Here is a 19,080-nt window from a genome sequence, read left to right as displayed (position 1 = left end):
AGGCTAGTCTCCAGAATCTATCAATTCAATCTGCTCGGCATGGAACACCACTTTGCTCTGGCCATTTCGTGCCTGATGGCAACTAATGAAACCGTCGAGTGTGAGTTGCGTGCCGACCGTTATATGTTGAGTAATCACCTGATGGGTGCTGCCGCTGATAATAACCGGCATACGACACCAGGCTTGCCGGTGAAACCCGGCCTCCTCCTGCACTGAGCGGTGCTCAAGCACAAACTGACAGTGCGGAATTCCTGACGGGCTAATTTTTCGAACCGGCGTCTTGCACACAGTGCCCGACAAGCGCAGTCGATTAACCGTCACGATGGATTACTCTTCAGAATCCCCAGCATCTGACTCATCAGCGGATTCGTTAGCAAAATCTTCGCGACGATCACGACGCTCATCTTTCGCTTTAACCATCGGTGATGCTTCAGTTACCGCGTGTTTAACGCGCATAACCATGCTACGGATAACGGCGTCGTTGAAGCGGAAGTTCGTTTCCAGCTCATCGATCGCTTCCTGCGGCGCTTCAACGTTCATCAGAACGTAATGCGCTTTGTGCAGTTTGTTGATCGGGTAAGCCAGCTGACGACGGCCCCAGTCTTCCAGGCGGTGAATCGTGCCCTGTGCACCAGTGATAGCACCAGTGTAACGCTCGATCATGCCAGGAACCTGTTCGCTCTGGTCAGGATGAACCATAAATACGATTTCGTAATGACGCATCGAAATTGCTCCTTACGGATTATTCAGCCTCCTGTCGGGGTCAGCCGCGGCCCATGGAAGCAAGGAACGTTATAGGCTGTGTCCCACAAACGTTCGCCAGGGCGAGCACTTGTGGGACACAGCCTGAGAATGCGGCTGAAAAATTGACGCGTAATCATACTGGCGACCGCGCCCGAACTCAAGCGCACATTTAAACAAATCGCAGGCGTCGTGCCACAACCTGTGGCTTTTTGTGCTAATGACGGGAATACAGCGGGTTAATCCGGGTTTGTTCAAAAAGGCTGATGATGAGGTTCAGCGGGGCACGCTGGCGATAATGTCTCCGATCGCTAAAATTAACTGAGACGCCGCAGATGCTCTGGTGGCGGCGTTCAGAGTGTGTTCCCTGAAGTGAGGAGTCGGACATGAAAAGGTTCGTCATCGCCACCCTCCTGGGTCTCTTCCTGTCTCTACCCGCTCTTGCCAGCCACGCTGACTGTGCGCAGCAGATGAGAAGTCACAGCAGCGAAGTGGCATCGGGTTATGTCTACGTCAACCGGCTCGATACGCCGGAAAGAAACCCGGTCGGCATGCCCGCCCGTGCCGCAGAAAAGGCGTCCGCGCACTGGTAAGGCCGTAACGTAACGGGCGGCAGCATTACGCGCCGCCCGTCTGTTTTACAGATGATGGGTGAAAAAACTCACCAGCGCCGTCAGGGCCGACGGGGTGATCTTGTGCCCGATGGCTTTTTCGGACAGCGCGGTCAGATGCTGGGCCAGCCCGTTGTCACGCAGCGCCCTCTCCAGCCGCACGCTTTCAGCCCAGGGCACGACCTCATCTGCCTCACCATGCCACAGCAGCAGCGGGCGGTCCGCCAGCGCCGCCAGCCGGTTGCAGGGATCATACTTCGCCAGCGGCGCCATGCGGGCGTCAAACGTTGCCTGTCCTGCCGGTGTATCGGCCACGCGCGGCGGAAACAGCGACTGGCTGAGCTGCATAAAATAGCCTGACCCCATCATACAGGCGACGCTGCGGATCTGCGGATAGCGCGCCATCGCGCCCAGCGCCGTCATGCCGCCCATCGACGCCCCCGCCACCGCAAAACGTTCCTCCGCGATCAGGTGACTGTCGCGCAGCGCGGCTTCCAGCTGCGGCAGCTCATCGATGTTCTGTTTCAGGATCTCCCAGAAGCGGTCGAGGCGGCTCTCTGCATCACCGTCATAACGTGCACCGTGCCGATCGGCGTCCGGCATCACCGCCCGGAATCCCGCCTGCGCCAGGGCCACGGCGAAGTAGGCATAGACCTCTTTAGACGAGGTAAACCCGTGATAAAACAGCACGGTGGGCAGCGGCTGATGCCGTTGTCCGGCGGGCGCGGCGTGCAGGCATTCGATACCGGCCAGCGTGTCGGTGGTGAGTTCGATCATGGTCTCTCCTGAAGGGGGAAAAACAGGGAGTTCAAGTGTACGCGCTGCACAGGCGTTTGCGAAATCGCCTGCGCGGCGGACGCCGCAGACATCGCGCTAAACTTTTCCCGCGCGTTGCCGTTGATGGTGTACCCCTCTAACTTATTCAAAGGTAATTTATGAAGCGTCTCTCTCTCAGCGGACTGAGTCTTGGCGTTAAGCTGTCAGTTATGACGTCCCTGAGCGTAGCGCTGTTGCTGCTGGTTCTGACACTGACTCAGAGCCACAACGCCTCGCGCCAGCTGGAAAATCTCGCCATCGATGACATGCACAATCAGGTGCAGGGCATCAGTGAAATGGCCTCTATGTTCAATGCCACCCTGACCGAAGAGGTGACACACTACACCAGTCTGTTTACCAGCTTCCTGCCTAAGCGTTTCAGCCTGGATGAAACCGCCAGGGTGCAGGTGGGCGACTTCTCAACGCCGGTGCTGCGCGCCGGATTAAAGACGCTGAACCTCGACCAGACCGCCGTCGACGAGTTCACCGAACGCACCGCCGCCGTCGCCACTATTTTCGTGCGCGACGGCGATGATTTTATCCGTATTTCAACCTCACTGAAAAAGCAGGATGGCAGTCGCGCGATTGGCACCCAGCTCGACCGCAGCGGCGCAGCATGGAAAAGTGTTCATCAGGGCAACGTCTATCAGGGTCTGGCAACCCTGTTCGGCCATCGCTACATCACACAGTATCAGCCGGTCAGAGATGAGAGTGGCCGCGTCGTCGCTATCCTGTTTGTCGGCGTAGGGATTGATAAACAATATGCGCTGATGCGTGAGAAGATCCTGGCGCGCCGGCTGAGCGACAGCGGTCGCTTCTTTGTGCTCAACGGCACCCCTGGCAAGACGCAGGGCGAGTATCTGTTCGCGCAGGAAAACGAAGGGAAACAGCCCGCGTGGGACAGCGCCATCTTAGCGCCGCTGCTGACGCAGCCGCAGGGGATGCAGCAGGTGGAGATCGACGGTGAGCAGAAGATCCTGGCGTGGCAGCATCTGCCGGGCTGGAACTGGGTGATTACCGGTGAAGTGAACCGGGCCAGCCTGCTCGCCCCGATCATGCAGAGCCGGAATCTGTTCCTGATTACCGGACTGGTGCTGGTGGTGATCTTTGCGCTGGGGTTTGTCTGGTACAGCCGTCGGGCGATCACCCGTCCGCTGCAGCAGGTCATTCACCTGGCGGAGCAGTATGCTGCCGGTAATCTGCAGGTCCATATGGCGACCCCACGCCGTGACGAAGTGGGCCAGCTGATCATCGCCATTAACGGCATTGGCAATGGCCTGGAGAAAATCGTCAGCCAGGTGCGCGGTGCCGCACAGGAGATCAGCCAGGGCACCGACACCATCGCGGCCAGCAGCCATAACATCAGCGAGCAGATCGGGCGTCAGGCCAGCAGCGTGGAGGAGACCTCCGCCAGCATGGAGCAGTTTGGCGCCACGGTTGAACACACCGCAGACAGCCTGCGGCAGGCGATGTCACTGGTGGCCGAAGCCAGCGAGATTGTCAGTCACGGCAGCCAGACGGTGATTCGCTCGGTCAGTACCATGTCAGCCATCAAGGTTTCCTCGCAAAGCATTGCGGATATTACTCACGTCATTGAGTCGATCGCCTTCCAGACCAATATCCTGGCGCTGAACGCCGCGGTGGAAGCCGCGCGTGCCGGTGAACAGGGGCGCGGTTTTGCGGTGGTCGCCGCCGAGGTGCGCGCGCTGGCGCAGCGCTCGGCGCAGGCCGCCAAAGAGATCGACGGGCTGATTGCCACCTCCATCGGCAACGTGGCGGAAGGTCATCAGCTGTCTGAGCAGACGCGCGAGGCGATGAGCAACATTGTGACGCACATTGAGCAGGTGCAGGCGCTGATGGGCGAAATCAACGTGGCGGCGCAGCAGCAGGCGGCGGGCATCGGTCAGGTTAATCTGGCAATGAACCAGATCAGCCAGGCCACGCATCAGAACAGTGAACTGGTGGCCCAGGCGGAGAACAGCGCGCAGAGCCTGAGCGATAAAGGGCATCACCTGACGCAGCTGGTCAGCGTTTTCAGCCTGAAATCCTGACGGCGTTCAGGGCGATGACGTACACTTACTGTTTCGTCCTGAACAGGGGTTTTACTATGCGTTCCGCTTATTTACTGGTGATAAGCCTGCTGCTGGCAGGCTGTTCCGCGCTGGAAACGACGCCCAAAGCGCCGCCCGCGCCCGCGTCGCAGGCGCAGGAGATCTCACGGGCGCAGAGTGGCGGTTTACCGAAGCTGGGCAACATTACCGTCAACGTGCACGGATCGCCGGATGATGCCCAGCGGGCCGTGGCCGCGCAGGCGAATCAGGCTGGTGCCGCCTACTATCAGATTGTGATGCTGAGCGAAACGGTCATGCCGGGCTTCTGGTACGCCAGCGCCATCCTTTATGGTGCCTCACCGGCCGCAGGCGCGCGCCAGTAGCCGTTCGGTCACAACCGGATCGAGCGGACGTAAACCACGGGGATCGAGCCACTGCTGGCACCAGGCATCGGCCAGCGGCGGTTCGGCATATTTCAGCAGCTGCGCGCCCGTCGCCAGCTGCAGCAGCGCGCGGGTCACTTCGCGCGCCTGCTCTTCGGGCACCTGACGGAGCTTCAGCCGCAGCTGACGCCAGCGGGCATCGAAGTGACGGTTGCTCCCTTTCACCGCTTCAAATTCCTGATTCAGCATCGTCATCACCCCGCCGTGACGGGCGAGCACGCGCAGGACATCCAGACACATGACGTTGCCCGATCCCTCCCAGATGCTGTTCACCGGCATATCACGATAGAGACGAGGCAGCTCGCTCGCTTCGCAGTAGCCGATGCCGCCCAGCACTTCCATCGACTCCGCCACAAACGGCATCCCCGCTTTGCAGATCTGATATTTCGCCGCTGGCGTCATGAGCCGGGCAAAGGCGACCTCGTGCGCGTTTGCCGGTTGTGACCAGGCGCGCGCCAGCCGCATCAGCAGCGCGGTCTGTCCCTCCAGCTGCAGCGCCTGCCGGGCCAGCACCTGACGCATCAGGGGCTGCTCCAGCAGACTCTTGCCCATAACCTGGCGCTGATGCGCATGCCAGAGCGCCACTGAGAAGGCGCGTCGCATCTGCCCATGGCTGCCGAGCGCGCAGTCGAAGCGCGTCATCCCGGCCATTTTCAGGATCAGCCGCACACCTTCGCCCTCTTCCCCCAGCAGCCAGCCGGTGGCGTCGCGGAACTCCACCTCGCCGCTGGCGTTCGAGCGATTGCCGAGCTTCGCTTTGAGCTGCTCAAGCTGAATGGCGTTGCGTGTTCCGTCGGGCAGCAGACGCGGCAGGAAGAAGCAGCTCAATCCGGCAGGTGTCTGAGCCAGCACCAGATGCGCATCGCTCTGCGGCACGGAGAAGAACCACTTGTGGCCGGTCAGCCGGTAGGCTTCACCGGGGCCGCGTGCCGCCAGCGGTTCCGCGCGGGTGGTGCTGATAAGCAGATCGCTGCCGCCCTGCTTTTCGGTCATCCCCATTCCGATCAGCAGCCCCCGCTTCTGGTCGCCGGGCTGGGCATGGGTGTCGTAGCGATCGCTGAGCAGCGGATCGAGCCAGCCCTCAAACCGGGCGGGCAGCCAGCGCTGAAGCAGCGGAATCGCCGCGTGCGTCATGGTCATCGGACAGAGCGTGCCCGCCTCTACCTGAGCGTGCAGAATAAAGCGCGCCGCGCGCGCCACAGTGGCCTGCTCCCGCACCGTCGGCTGCCAGCTGAGGTTATGCAGCCGGCTGGCACAGACGCCCTGCATCAGCAGGTGCCAGGCGGGATGAAAACGAACCTCATCCAGGCGTTCGCCACGGGCGTCGTAGCGCAGCAGCTCGGGCGGTTCCGCATTGGCAAGCCGGCCCAGCTCCAGCGACTCGGCGCTGCCCAGCTGCTGGCTCACCGACGCCAGCCACTCCCGGTCCCAGCCAGCGCCTTCGCGTGACAACGCCTCGCCAAGCGGCGTATCAGACAGGAAGAGGTTGCTATTGCTCAGAGGATGGGGCTGATTAAAAACGGTGTGTGTTGTCCAGGTCATAACCACTCCTCGCGGATGTCACTCAGTAAGTATGCGAATGACGCGCGGTTATGCCTGGTACAGAAACTAATTTGTGGCGAGGATCACAGGGGAAATCAGGCGTTACGCTGGCGCACCGCTTCGAACAGGCAGACACCGGTCGCGACCGACACATTCAGTGACGAGACGCTGCCCGCCATCGGAATGCTGATCAGCTCATCGCAATGTTCACGGGTCAGACGACGCATCCCTTCGCCTTCCGCGCCCATCACCAGCGCCATCGGGCCGGTCATTTTGCTCTGGAAGACCGTGTGGTCGGCTTCACCTGCGGTGCCGACCACCCAGATGTTGTACTCCTGCAGCAGACGCAGCGTCCGGGCCAGGTTAGTCACGCGGATCAACGGCACACTTTCGGCCGCACCGCTGGCCACTTTTTTGGCAGTGGCATTCAGCGGCGCAGAGCGATCTTTCGGCACGATGACCGCGTGCACGCCCGCCGCATCGGCGCTGCGCAGGCAGGCCCCCAGGTTGTGCGGATCGGTGACGCCATCCAGCACCAGCAGGAACGGTTTCTCCAGGCTCTGCAGCAGGTCCGGCAGATCGCCCTCCTGATACTGACGGCCAGGCTTCACCCGGGCGATGATGCCCTGATGAACACCGCCTTCGACCTGGCTGTCGAGCCATTTACGGTCCGCCAGCTGAATCACGATCCCCTGAGCTTCCAGCGCGGCGACCACGGGTTGCAGGCGACGATCGTCGCGGCCTTTGAGGATAAAGACTTCCTGGAAACGTTGTGGGTTACGTTCCAGCAGCGCCTGCACGGCGTGGATACCAAAAATAATTTCGCTCATCGATCTGCTCAGTGTTTGGATAGGAATGAATAACCGCCCTCTCTCCGGGAAGAGAGGGCGGATGCGCGTATCAGGTCAGGCTCAGCTCTCAGGCTCAGCCTTTTTCCTGGCGCGCTTCGCCTTTGTGGCGGCGGCGATTTTACGGGTTTTTTCCGAGACGTTTTTACTTTTTTTCCCGCCACTTTCGGCAGCAGGCTTGCCCTTGTTGCCGCGGAACGCAGCATCCGGCTCGAAATTCGACTTCCGGCTCACGTTACGGCGACGCTTCGCCGGCGCCTGATCGTCACGCTTCGCACGGTCACGCGCGGTTTTGCCTTCGCCGCGCACCTGGCGCTGGCTGGAGATCAGGGCGAAGTCGATCTTACGCTCATCCATATGGACCGCTTCCACCCGCACTTCGACCGCGTCACCCAGACGATAGGTGCGACCGCCGGATTCGCCGATCAGACGCTGACCTACCGGGTCAAAACGGTAGTAGTCGTTGTCGAGCGTCGAGACGTGGACCAGACCATCGATAAAGAGATCGCTTAAGCGGACAAAGAAGCCAAAGCCGGTGACGCTGGAGATCACGCCGTTAAAGACGTTGCCGACCTGATCCTGCATGAAGTCACACTTGAGCCAGTCCGCGACGTCGCGCGTTGCTTCGTCCGCGCGGCGTTCGGTCAGGGAGCAGTGCAGACCCAGCTGCAGCATCTGCGGCATGTCGTAGTGATAACCGCCGGTCGCCGTCGTCATGTCACTGGCTACGCTGCGCTCTTTCGGCATGAGGTATTTGATCGCACGCTGAACCAGCCCTTTCCCCTGATCCTGCTCTTTGGCCAGCAGATATTTGATGGCGCGGTGCAGCGTCAGATCCGGGTAACGACGGATCGGCGAGGTGAAGTGGGCATACGACGAGAGCGCCAGACCAAAGTGGCCACGGTTTTCCGGGTCATATACGGCCTGCTTCATGGAGCGCAGCAGCATGGTCTGCAGCATCTCCGCATCAGGACGGTCGGCCACCTGCTTCAGCAGGGCCGCATAGTCGACAGGCTGCGGTTTGTTGCCGCCCGGCAGGCTCAGACCCAGCTCGTTGAGCACGGTCCGGAAGCTCTTGATGCTCTCATCCGTCGGGCGATCGTGGTCGCGGAACAGCGCAGGCTCCTGGTTTTTCTCCACAAAGCGTGCCGAGGCGATGTTAGCCAGGATCATGCACTCTTCGATCAGCTTGTGCGCGTCATTGCGCGAGGCGCGTTCAACCCGTTCGATACGGCGCTCGGCGTTGAAAATAAACTTCGCCTCTTCCGTTTCAAAGGAAATGCCGCCACGCTCTTCGCGGGCCGCGTCCAGCACCTGATAGAGGTTATGCAGCTCTTCCAGGTCTTTGACCAGCGGCGCATAGTGCTGACGCAGCTCTTTGTCGCCCTGCAGGATGTTCCAGACTTTGTTGTAGGTCAGACGTGCATGGGAGTTCATCACCGCTTCGTAGTGTTTGAAGCCGGTGAGTTTCCCTTTGCTGGAAATGGTCATTTCACAGACCATACAGAGGCGGTCGACCTGCGGGTTGAGCGAACACAGGCCGTTGGAGAGCACTTCCGGCAGCATCGGTACGACCTGCGACGGGAAGTAGACCGAGGTGCCACGCTGATGCGCTTCGTTATCCAGAGGCGTGCCCGGACGAACGTAGTAGCTGACATCGGCGATAGCGACCCACAGACGCCATCCGCCACCGCGTTTCTTCTCGCAGTAGACGGCATCGTCGAAGTCGCGAGCATCTTCACCATCGATGGTGACGAGCGGCAGCTTACGCAGGTCGACGCGGCCTTTTTTCGCCTCTTCCGGGACCTCCTCTTTCAGCTGGCTGACCTGCGCTTCCACTTCCGGCGGCCAGGTGTGCGGGATCTCATGGGTGCGCAGCGCCATATCGACGGCCAGGCTGGTGCCCATGTCGTCGCCCAGGATCTCCGTCACTTTACCGATCGCTTTGCTGCGACGGTTCGGACGCTGAACCAGCTCGACCACCACCACGGAACCCATGCGGGCGTTCATCGTCTCTTCCGGTGGAATGAGAATATCGAAGCTCAGGCGGCTGTCGTCGGGCACCACGAAGCCGGCTCCGGCATCGGTAAAGTAGCGGCCAACGATCTGATTGTTGCGCGGCTCCTGCACGCGAACCACGCGCGCCTCGCGGCGGCCTTTGCGGTCGGCACCCAGCGGCTGCGCCAGGATCACATCCCCGTGCATACAGAATTTCATCTGTTCGGCAGAGAGATAGAGGTCATCTTTCTGACCTTCCGCGCGCAGGAAGCCATAGCCATCACGATGGCCGATCACTTTACCGCGCAGGAGATCAAGACGTTCTGGCAGCGCATAGCACTGACGGCGGGTGAAGACCAGCTGACCATCGCGCTCCATCGCGCGAAGGCGGCGACGCAGCGCCTCAAGGTGCTCTTCGTCGTGCAGATTCATCTCTTCAGCCAGCTCTTCACGGCTGGCCGGTTTTTCACGTTTCTCTAACAGCGCCAGAATAAATTCACGGCTTGGAATAGGGTTTTCGTATTTTTCAGCTTCTCTATCCTGAAAAGGATCTTTTGACATAACGGTTCCTCCGATGTCATTTAATATTTATTTCCGCTGGCGACAGGGACAGGATGATTTCATAAAGTGGTGTATTCCCTTCGACCAAATCTGCCAGCGTATAGCTATCCAGCTCCTGCAAAAATCGCTGTACTGCATCATGCAGCGCCTGCTTAAGACGGCAGGCTGGCGTAATAGCACAGGAGGCACAATCCACTAATTGCAGTGGCTCCATTTTTCGTACGACATCGCCAATCACAATCTGACGGGGCGACATCCCCAGGCGAATCCCGCCATTTTTACCGCGTGTGGCTGCGACATAGCCTTCCCGGCTCAGCTGATTAATGATTTTGACCATGTGGTTACGTGACAAACCGTAGGTGTTCGTCACTTCAGTAATATTGGTCTGCTGGCCTTCGGGCAGAGAGGCCAGATAAATCAGGGCCCGCAGGCCATAATCAGTAAAACTTGTGAGCTGCACAGTAACCTCAGTGAACCTTCAGGCACGCCATTGCGTCATTCGCCTTCGGGTTGATGTCAGGATTAAATCGGATCGTCATTCGATTAACTACGATGATAAACCAGAGTCTGATTTGACGTGCGTTTTTTTCAGCCAGCACAGGATTTGACAAGCGAAGGGAGATTAAGTGGCATCAGAGAGTGGAAAAAACAAGGGCCGGACAGTGTCCGGCCTGAATGATTACGCGTCAAACGGGTCGCGCAGAATCATTGTTTCACTGCGATCGGGACCGGTTGAGATGATGTCAATCGGCACACCGGTCACCTCTTCCACACGCTTGATGTAATCGCGTGCAGCCTGAGGCAGGCCTTCCAGCGTCTTCACGCCGAATGTTTTCTCGCTCCAGCCTGGCAGCGTTTCGTAGATCGGCTCAATGCCTTCCCAGTTCTCGGCAGCCAGTGGCGTGGTGGTGACTTCACGGCCATCCGGCAGACGGTAAGCCACACAGATTTTCACCTCTTTCAGGCCATCCAGCACGTCCAGCTTGGTCATGCAGAAACCTGACAGGGAGTTAATCTGGACCGCACGGCGCACGGCGACGGCATCCAGCCAGCCGGTACGACGACGTCGTCCGGTGGTCGCGCCAAACTCATGGCCCTGCGCACACAGGAATTCGCCGGTCTCATCAAACAGTTCGGTCGGGAACGGACCGGCACCCACGCGGGTTGAGTACGCTTTCACAATACCCAGCACGTAGTCGACATAACGCGGACCGATACCTGAACCGGTTGCCACGCCGCCTGCGGTCGTGTTGGACGACGTCACATACGGATAGGTACCGTGGTCGATATCCAGCAGCGTACCCTGCGCACCTTCAAACATAATCAGATCGCCACGCTTACGCGCGGTGTCCAGCAGTTCAGAGACGTCAACCACCATGCCTGTGAGGATGTCGGCAACGTCCATCACATCGCTGAGCACTTTGTCGAAGTCAACGGCTGGCTCTTTGTAGTACTCGACCAGCTGGAAGTTGTAGAAATCGACGACTTCTTTCAGCTTGGCAGCAAAGGTTTCTTTGTTGAAGAGGTCGCTGACGCGCAGTGCGCGGCGGGCAACTTTATCTTCGTAAGCCGGTCCGATACCGCGACCGGTGGTACCGATCGCTTTCGCACCGCGCGCACGTTCACGCGCCATGTCCATCGCAACGTGATATTGCAGGATCAGCGGACAGGCTTCAGAAATCAGCAGACGTTCACGTACCGGAATCCCGCGCGCTTCCAAACCTTTCATCTCTTTCATTAAGGCTTCAGGAGAGAGCACTACGCCGTTACCAATGATGCTGGTCACGTTATCGCGCAGAATGCCAGAAGGGATCAGGTGGAGGACGGTTTTTTCACCGTTGATGACAAGCGTGTGGCCCGCATTGTGGCCGCCTTGATAACGCACAACGTAATTCGCGCGCTCAGTCAGAAGGTCTACAATCTTACCTTTACCTTCGTCACCCCATTGGGTGCCCAGTACGACGACGTTCTTACCCATTTCTCAAAATCACCGATTGCTTAAAAAAGGATTCTACCATCTGATCCTGTGGTTTTCAGCACTTTTAGCATACGATTGCGCGCTTTTTTGTCTGCGTTTTGCTCACTACAAGATGTTGGGGATGCGCGCGGCAAAAGGCACAATTTAGCCGGTCTTACGTGTGCTTACAGATTGCCGTGCAGGCTGAGCATGCAGTAGATGACCATTCCTGCAACCACCAGCCCGCCACCAAAGCGATGCAGCAGACGGTCGGGCAGCCGGGAGAGCGTCAGTATCCAGCGTCGCCACGCACGCGGCATAAACATAGGCCCTAACCCTTCCAGCACCAATACCAGTGCCAGCGCCATCCAGATGCTTGTTTTCATGCTGATACCCAAAAAAAAGGCCGACAACATTGTCGGCCCACAGGTTATATCAGTTCTTAACGTGTCGCGTTAGAGGGCGCCTTCATATATCGGAAGAAGTCGCTATCCGGGCTTAACACCATCACGTCCTGATTTTCGCTGAAGCTGTTTTCGTAAGCACGCAGGCTACGGATAAACGCGTAGAAATCAGGATCCTTGCTGAATGCATCCGCAAACAGCCGGGCCGTTTCCGCATCGCCATCACCGCGGGTGATCAGCGCTTCACGCTGGGCTTCAGCCAGTGTACGCGTTACCTGGTAGTCCGCCTGAGCGCGCAGCTTCTCGGCCTCTTCCTGACCCTGCGAACGCTGGCTACGCGCGACCGCTTCACGCTCGGCACGCATACGGTTGAAGATCGCATCAGAGACTTCGGTCGGCAGGTTGATCTGCTTGATACGCACATCCACCACCTGAATACCCAGCGCGGCCATGCTGTTCGGGTTCGGCGCAGGCTCGTTGCTGTTGGTTTCACGCTCGACACGGGCCGCGGCGCTGGCAATCGCATCATCTGCTGCTGGCGTAGCGATCTCATCATCGCTGCCTGCCGAACCGGTGTTCAGCGCATCGCGGACATCCGTCGTCAGGCGACCACGGGAGTCGGTGACGATATCTTTTACATCCAGACGACCCATTTCAGAACGCAGGCGGTCACTAAACTTACGTTTCAGCAGCACTTCCGCCTGAGAGACATCACCGCCACCCGTTGCCAGGTAGTAGCGACTGAAATCGCTGATACGCCACTTGATGTAAGAGTCTACGATGAGATCTTTCTTCTCTTTGGTGACGAAGCGATCGGCCTGGTTGTCCATGGTCTGAATACGTGCATCCAGCGTTTTAACCGTTTCCAGGAATGGGATCTTGAAGTGCAGGCCCGGCGCAAAGACCTGCGGCTTGTTTTCGCCATCACGCAGGACTTTACCAAAGCGCAGGACGATGCCCCGCTGCCCTTCCTGTACCACAAACAGCGACGCATAGAGCGCCACCAGCACGACAATGATCAAAAATACTATTGGCTTACGCATCGATTACTCTCTCCCTTCGCGCTGGCTGTCGCTGCGCTGAGCATTGGCCCGACGCTGATCCATGATGTTGTCCGGACTGTATGACGACGTGTCATTGCGGCTTGCGCTGCGGTCGGAGATGGCAGGCAGAGAAGCACTGTTCGCGCCCTTCTGACCGTTCTGGCCTGAGGAAGCCTGACCGCCACGCATCAGCTGATCCAGCGGCAGCATCATCAGGTTGTTACCCCGATCGTTAACCAGGACTTTGCGGGTATGGCTGAGCACACGTTCCATGGTCTCGATGTAGAGACGCTCTTTGGTGATTTCCGGTGCGGCTTTGTACTCCGGCAGGATCTTGGCGAAACGCGCCACTTCACCCTGCGCTTCCAGAACGGTACGCTCTTTATACGCACGCGCCTCTTCCAGAATACGCTGCGCCTGACCGTTGGCACGCGGCTGCACTTCATTCGCGTAGGCTTCGGCTTCGCGGACGTACTGCTCACGGTTTTCGCGTGCGGCAATGGCGTCATCAAACGCGGACTTCACCTCTTCCGGCGGACGGGCCGCCTGGAAGTTAACGTCCAGCACCGCGATCCCCATGTTATAAGGGCGGATGGTCTCGTCGATTTCACGCTGTGTATCGCTACGGACGACGGTACGGCCTTCGGTCAGGATGCGATCCATGGTGGAACGCCCGATCACGCCACGCAGAGCACTGTCCGTGGCCTGACGCAGGCTGTCATCCGCGCTGGTCACCGCATAGAGATAGCGTTCCGGGTCGGTGACGCGGTACTGCACGTTCATCTCGACGCGAACCACGTTCTCGTCCGAGGTCAGCATCACGCCTGATGCCGCCAGTTCGCGCACCGATTCGACGTTCACCGCACGCACCTGATCGATAAAGGTCGGCTTCCAGTTCAGGCCCGGCTCGACCAGATGACTGAATTTACCGAAGCGCGTCACTACGCCGCGCTCCGCTTCTTTAATGGTGTAGAAACCGCTGGCAGCCCAGATGACCACCGCTGCAACCGCCACGATGCCCACGATTTTGCCGCCGCTGCCTGAGCCGCGCTGACCGTTGTCGCTCTGTTTGCCACCGCCCAGTCCACCAAGCTTCTTGCTCAGCTTACGGAAGATATCATCCAGATCAGGAGGCCCGGATTCCCGTCCTCCCTTATTCCCCCCAGAGTTGCCGCCTTGATTATTGCTGCTTCCCCACGGGTCGCGGTCCTGTCCGTTATTTCCGGGCTGATTCCACGCCATGTTTCTACTCCATTTATTGTAATTACGGTTTTTACCCTTCATTTTTCGGATTGCAGCAGTGTTGGCTGCCTTCGTTCACCCCGGCCACTTACCTGCGTAAGCGCCCGGCGGTACACGCCGTTGCCGCCTTGCTGAAATCCGAACGACCCGGGTAATCCTGCGTATTCGGTCATGCAACGAAAATGCGACAATCTTCCATTTTTAAGGTAAATGCGTTTGGGCAATCTCAAACAATGTAACTGGTCAGCGACGGTTCCTGTTTACATAAACGCATCCATTCAATAATGGGCATACGTATCTGCAATCCTACACTGCCGTCTTCTTCATTCCACTCTTTCTCAATCGCCTGCAGCTGATAGAAACGGCTGCGAAGTCGCCCCGCTTCCGGCGGCAGGCGTAATGCGTGCTGGGCAATTTCACCCGACAGACGCTCAGACAGCGCCTGCCACAGCAACGGAATGCCTTCACCCGTCTGGGCAGACAGCCAGACGCGGACGGGCAGATTCTCTTCGTTGCGATCGATACGCGGTTCGAATCCGTCGAGCATATCGATTTTATTCATGACCAGTAACGTCGGGATTTCGTCCGCTTCGATCTCTTCCAGAACGGTATCGACGGCGGCGATATTGTCCGTGACGCGCAGGTCTGCGCCATCAATCACATGCAGTAACAGCGTCGCCTGACGTGTCTCCTGCAGCGTGGCTTTAAAAGCGGCAACCAGATCGTGAGGAAGATGGCGAATAAAGCCGACGGTGTCCGCCAGAACCACATCCCCGACATCGGCCACATTCAGGCGGCGCAGCGTCGGGTCCAGCGTGGCAAACAGCTGGTCCGCCGCAAAGACGCTGGCCGACGTCATGGCATTAAACAGGGTCGACTTACCGGCGTTGGTGTAGCCCACCAGCGACACGGTCGGGATGTCCGCTTTGGCCCGCGACTGACGCCCCTGCTCACGCTGTTTTTCCACCCGCTCAAGACGGGACAGAATCTGACTGATACGACCACGCAACAGGCGGCGGTCGGTTTCTAACTGTGTTTCACCCGGACCGCGTAAGCCGATCCCGCCTTTCTGACGTTCAAGGTGAGTCCAGCCGCGCACCAGACGTGTGGCAAGATGGCGTAACTGCGCCAGCTCAACCTGCAATTTACCTTCGTGGGTACGTGCGCGTTGGGCAAAGATATCCAGAATTAAACCGGTGCGATCGATAACCCGGCATTCGCACAGACGCTCGAGGTTTCTCTCCTGAGCGGGCGTAAGGGCATGATCGAATAGTACGACCGATGCTCCAGTTGTTTTTACCGCATCGGCAATTTCAACGGCCTTTCCTTCACCGACAAAATACTTGGGGTGTGGCGCTTTACGACTGCCAGTGACCACTTGCAGCGCCTCAACGCCAGCAGAAGAGACCAGGGTTTCGAACTCCTGCAAATCTTCTACTTCTTTGTCTTGGGAGAACCAGATGTGTACCAGTACGGCCTGCTCACCGGCATCATAACGGTCAAACAAGCTATAACCTCGCTAAATAAAAGACCAGGACGGAAAACCGCGGTTCTCCGCACCTGGCTGTACGGCGCCGCGTTATTCTGCGTGATCACCGTCTTGTTGTGGCTGTGGCTGTGCAGGTGTGTTGCTGCCACCATGATGGTAATTGTTGCTGCCGCCACCGGTATTATTGCTATGGTGAGAAACCGGGCGCGAAGGAACAACGGTAGAAATGGCGTGCTTATAAACCATCTGACTTACCGTGTTTTTCAACAAAATGACGAACTGATCAAATGACTCAATCTGACCCTGCAACTTAATACCGTTAACCAGATAAATCGAAACCGGAACACGTTCACGACGCAGTGCGTTCAAAAACGGGTCTTGTAATGATTGCCCCTTAGCCATTCTATCTTTTCCTTATATGCTTGTTGTTTGTTGCTCGTAGAACCTATGGTTCTGAAAAAACTGCGTAAAAATTTGCGCACGATAACCCATCAATTGTACACAATCACCCATGCTTCGCACTAAGAACCTGTAACACTGTATCACGCGCCAGCCGGGGCTCGTCACTGTCAAGCCAGTGAACATTTTCCCAGCCACGTAACCATGTCATCTGTCGCTTAGCGAGCTGCCGGGTTGCGCAAATTCCCCGATAAACCATCTCGTCATAATCGATTTCGCCCGACAGGTAAGACCACATCTGACGATAACCGACACACCGGATGGAAGGCATGTCCGTATGCAAATCACCTCGTGCAAACAGGGCCCGAGACTCCGCTTCAAATCCTGACGCCAACATCTGCTCAAAACGCAACGCGATGCGCTGGTGCAGCAGTTCGCGACTCGCGGGGGCGATGGCAAACTGCTGCACGTCGTAGGGTAACGCTTCACCGGATGTTTTAGTCAGTTCCGTTAAAGTTTTACCCGAAATAAAAAAAACTTCCAGTGCTCGCGAAAGTCTCTGCGGATCATTCGGATGAATACGACTGCCGGCAACCGGGTCGATTTCACACAGCTGGCGGTGCAAAGCTTCCCAGCCTTTTTCACGCGCCGTTTGCTCTATCTGCTGACGAACCTCCGGATCGGCCGGGGGCAGCGGCGACAATCCTTCAAGTAACGCCTTGAAGTAGAGCATGGTTCCACCAACAAGCAGCGGTATTCGTCCGGCTGCAACGATCTCCGCCATTTCTGCTAACGCATCGCGCCGGAACTCCGCAGCCGAATAGGCCTCTGCGGGATCGCGAATGTCGAGCAGACGATGGGGCGCCACGGTTAACTCCTCAGCCGACGGTTTCGCCGTGCCAATATCCATCTGTCGATAGATTAAGGCAGAATCTACGCTGATTAGTTCCACGGGTAACTGCTTACGCAGCTCGATGGCTAATGCCGTCTTGCCAGACGCCGTGGGTCCCATCAAAAAAATAGCCTTTGGCCGGCCAGCCTGGTTTAGTTCACTCATGCTTCAACGCGTTCACCGCGCTCTCAATCTCTATGGGCTGTAATAAGCCTGAAGGCGGCGATTTCAGTAACTGTGGGCAGAGCCGTTCAAGCTCAGCCAGCAGGTTAATCGCCTGTGAGTGATTCCAGTCGGAGGACTCTGTATCCTGCTGTCGCGCCAGCCACTGGGCCAGTTGCGTCGCAGAGTTCTCCTGCTGCCGGGCGAGATAGCCTAACAGCTCAGGAATCAAGATTTGTAAATTTTGTGTTCGTAACGGTAAAGGCACTGCGCGCAGGGTGACGTGGTCGCCATCGGCCTGAAGTTCGATGCCCATCTGATTGAGCAGGCTGCTATTTTTGCGGGCCGCCTCGCGTTCATCTTTAGCCATTTTCAGCCGCACGGGAATCAGCAGCGGCTGCGGTTTCAGCCCCTCTTCGCCCGGTTCCAGCTGCGCCTGTTTCAGCCAGCGCGCCGCCACAGGCAGCGCCATCAGCGAGAGCGTCTGATTCTGTTCCAGCAGCGCATAGTGGTGCTGCAGCACGGTCAGTACCCGACCAAAACTCTGCGCATGGGCCGCCAGCGGTGAGGCCTTTTCGGTCCGGCGCGGTTCCGGCTCACGCGCGCCAGGCGGCGGCGCGCTGTCGGCGGGGGTTTTCAGCAGTTGCTGGTACACCGCGCCTTCACGCTGCCGGTAAAGATTCTCTTTGTTTTGCCAGGCCGGTGCCGCAGCGGGCGGCGTTTCCCGGGCGGGTGCGGCCGGTTTACGCTCACCGGGCGACGACGCAGGCTGGGCGAAATGATTGCCTCCGGCCGCCTGACGGTTTTCCGGCTGCCAGCGCGGGGCCGTTTCTTCAGCCTTCAGCGCGGGCAGCGCAGATGTCGCAATCGCCTGCAGCGCACTGACCACGCCCTGATAGATAAAGTCATGCACCAGGCGCGACTGGTGGAAACGGACTTCATGCTTGGCCGGATGGACGTTGACATCCACCTGATGGGGATCGATCTCCAGATAGAGTACGTAGGCGGGCTGCTGATCATCCTGAAGCTGGGTCTGGAAGGCCTGGCGGATAGCATGGTTAATCAGCTTATCGCGCATCATCCGGCCGTTAACATAGCAGTATTGCAGCTCGGTCACCTGGCGTGAACCGGCCGGATCGGCGACCCAGCCGCGCAGCGCGAGATCGTCATGTTGCCAGTCGATGCGCAGCGCGTGCTGCATAAAGGTGGTGCCGCAGATCGCGGCCAGCCGCCGTTCGCGCTGACTCTCTTCATTCACGGCGCGATACTGACGCATCATTTTGCCGTTATGGCTCAGCGACAGGGCGACATCAAAGCGGGCCAGCGCGATGCGACGAATCACTTCGTCGATATGCCCGAACTCGGTTTTCTCGGTGCGCATAAATCTGCGGCGTGCCGGCGTGTTGTAAAACAGATCCAGCACCTCCAGCGTGGTGCCACAGGGATGCGCCGCCGGTTTGACCGTCACCGCCATATCGCGCCCTTCGGCATACGCCTGCCAGGCTTCACTCTGATCGGCGGTGCGGGAGGTGAGCGTCAGACGGGAGACAGAGCTGATACTGGCCAGCGCTTCCCCACGGAAGCCCAGGCTCATGATCGCCTCCAGGTCGTCCAGCGAGGCGATTTTACTGGTGGCGTGTCGGGCCAGCGCCATCGACAGCTCGCTTTTCACGATGCCGCAGCCGTTGTCACGGATGCGGATCAGCTTCGCGCCGCCCTTTTCAATATCAATATCGATGCGCGTTGCGCCCGCATCCAGACTGTTCTCCACCAGCTCTTTGACAACCGAGGCAGGACGTTCAACCACTTCACCCGCTGCAATCTGGTTTGCCAGCTGAGGCGGTAAAATTTGTATCGGCATAGTGGATATCCTTTTAGCTG

General features: G+C 58.4%; 18 protein-coding genes. 3 read left to right on the top strand and 15 right to left on the bottom strand.

All coding sequences use genetic code 11. From position 1 onward, the window contains the following. Positions 1–3 precede the first annotated feature (3 nt). Both priB and rpsF read right to left on the bottom strand, forming a co-directional pair. Complete coding sequence (priB, locus tag J1C59_RS02605; RefSeq protein ID WP_162287374.1) at positions 4–321, bottom strand: primosomal replication protein N; 318 nt, start codon at positions 319–321, stop codon at positions 4–6. Between the two features lie 6 nt (positions 322–327). Continuing rightward, a complete protein-coding gene (gene rpsF / locus J1C59_RS02600) occupies positions 328–723 on the bottom strand; it encodes a 30S ribosomal protein S6 (protein ID WP_009087450.1) in 396 nt (131 codons plus the stop codon). A 404-nt stretch (positions 724–1,127) separates the two neighbouring features. Here rpsF and J1C59_RS02595 point away from each other — a divergent pair, with 404 nt between their 5' ends. Continuing rightward, a complete protein-coding gene (locus J1C59_RS02595; protein WP_111139224.1) occupies positions 1,128–1,334 on the top strand; it encodes a hypothetical protein in 207 nt (68 codons plus the stop codon). Between the two features lie 45 nt (positions 1,335–1,379). Here J1C59_RS02595 and yjfP read toward each other — a convergent pair whose 3' ends face one another. After that, the gene (gene yjfP / locus J1C59_RS02590; RefSeq protein ID WP_128085098.1) at positions 1,380–2,129 is read right to left on the bottom strand and encodes an esterase; all 750 of its coding nucleotides are present in this window, start codon (positions 2,127–2,129) and stop codon (positions 1,380–1,382) included. A 158-nt stretch (positions 2,130–2,287) separates the two neighbouring features. On the opposite strand from yjfP, the gene J1C59_RS02585 reads away from it, so the two are divergent. Further along, positions 2,288–4,219, top strand: coding sequence for a methyl-accepting chemotaxis protein (locus J1C59_RS02585; protein ID WP_140917322.1), 1,932 nt, complete (start codon positions 2,288–2,290; stop codon positions 4,217–4,219). A 56-nt stretch (positions 4,220–4,275) separates the two neighbouring features. Then, a complete protein-coding gene (gene bsmA / locus J1C59_RS02580; RefSeq protein ID WP_128086220.1) occupies positions 4,276–4,602 on the top strand; it encodes a biofilm peroxide resistance protein BsmA in 327 nt (108 codons plus the stop codon). Here bsmA and J1C59_RS02575 read toward each other — a convergent pair. The 12 genes from J1C59_RS02575 to mutL all read right to left on the bottom strand — a co-directional run bounded on the left by J1C59_RS02575 (position 4,576) and on the right by mutL (position 19,060). Next, a complete protein-coding gene (locus tag J1C59_RS02575; RefSeq protein WP_140917321.1) occupies positions 4,576–6,204 on the bottom strand; it encodes an isovaleryl-CoA dehydrogenase in 1,629 nt (542 codons plus the stop codon). The two genes, bsmA and J1C59_RS02575, sit on opposite strands and share 27 nt — an antisense overlap. Before the next feature lie 95 nt (positions 6,205–6,299). After that, entirely contained in the window at positions 6,300–7,034 is a 735-nt protein-coding gene (gene rlmB / locus J1C59_RS02570) for a 23S rRNA (guanosine(2251)-2'-O)-methyltransferase RlmB (RefSeq protein WP_111139219.1), read from the bottom strand. Between the two features lie 81 nt (positions 7,035–7,115). After that, positions 7,116–9,611, bottom strand: coding sequence for a ribonuclease R (rnr, locus tag J1C59_RS02565; protein WP_140917320.1), 2,496 nt, complete (start codon positions 9,609–9,611; stop codon positions 7,116–7,118). A gap of 16 nt (positions 9,612–9,627) precedes the next feature. After that, a complete protein-coding gene (gene nsrR, locus J1C59_RS02560; RefSeq protein ID WP_128086221.1) occupies positions 9,628–10,071 on the bottom strand; it encodes a nitric oxide-sensing transcriptional repressor NsrR in 444 nt (147 codons plus the stop codon). A gap of 219 nt (positions 10,072–10,290) precedes the next feature. After that, the gene (locus J1C59_RS02555) at positions 10,291–11,589 is read right to left on the bottom strand and encodes an adenylosuccinate synthase (RefSeq protein ID WP_128086222.1); all 1,299 of its coding nucleotides are present in this window, start codon (positions 11,587–11,589) and stop codon (positions 10,291–10,293) included. Between the two features lie 164 nt (positions 11,590–11,753). Next, positions 11,754–11,954 (bottom strand): DUF2065 domain-containing protein, encoded by a 201-nt coding sequence (locus J1C59_RS02550; RefSeq protein WP_111139215.1) that lies wholly within the window; start codon positions 11,952–11,954, stop codon positions 11,754–11,756. A gap of 56 nt (positions 11,955–12,010) precedes the next feature. Further along, complete coding sequence (hflC, locus tag J1C59_RS02545) at positions 12,011–13,015, bottom strand: protease modulator HflC (protein WP_128086223.1); 1,005 nt, start codon at positions 13,013–13,015, stop codon at positions 12,011–12,013. Positions 13,016–13,018: 3 nt separating this feature from the next. Then, complete coding sequence (hflK, locus tag J1C59_RS02540; RefSeq protein WP_128086224.1) at positions 13,019–14,257, bottom strand: FtsH protease activity modulator HflK; 1,239 nt, start codon at positions 14,255–14,257, stop codon at positions 13,019–13,021. 226 nt (positions 14,258–14,483) lie between these two features. After that, complete coding sequence (gene hflX / locus J1C59_RS02535; RefSeq protein ID WP_128086225.1) at positions 14,484–15,764, bottom strand: ribosome rescue GTPase HflX; 1,281 nt, start codon at positions 15,762–15,764, stop codon at positions 14,484–14,486. Positions 15,765–15,836: 72 nt separating this feature from the next. Then, on the bottom strand, positions 15,837–16,148 hold the full coding sequence (gene hfq, locus J1C59_RS02530) for an RNA chaperone Hfq (protein WP_128086226.1): 312 nt from the start codon (positions 16,146–16,148) through the stop codon (positions 15,837–15,839). Positions 16,149–16,251: 103 nt separating this feature from the next. After that, entirely contained in the window at positions 16,252–17,202 is a 951-nt protein-coding gene (gene miaA / locus J1C59_RS02525) for a tRNA (adenosine(37)-N6)-dimethylallyltransferase MiaA (RefSeq protein ID WP_128086227.1), read from the bottom strand. After that, positions 17,195–19,060, bottom strand: coding sequence for a DNA mismatch repair endonuclease MutL (mutL, locus tag J1C59_RS02520; RefSeq protein WP_128086228.1), 1,866 nt, complete (start codon positions 19,058–19,060; stop codon positions 17,195–17,197). The genes miaA and mutL overlap by 8 nt, the downstream gene beginning before the upstream one ends. Between the last annotated feature and the right edge of the window lie 20 nt (positions 19,061–19,080).

It is taken from the genome of Pantoea deleyi (assembly GCF_022647325.1).
Taxonomy (GTDB): domain Bacteria; phylum Pseudomonadota; class Gammaproteobacteria; order Enterobacterales; family Enterobacteriaceae; genus Pantoea; species Pantoea deleyi.
This window is presented reverse-complemented; position numbering and strand designations above follow the sequence as displayed.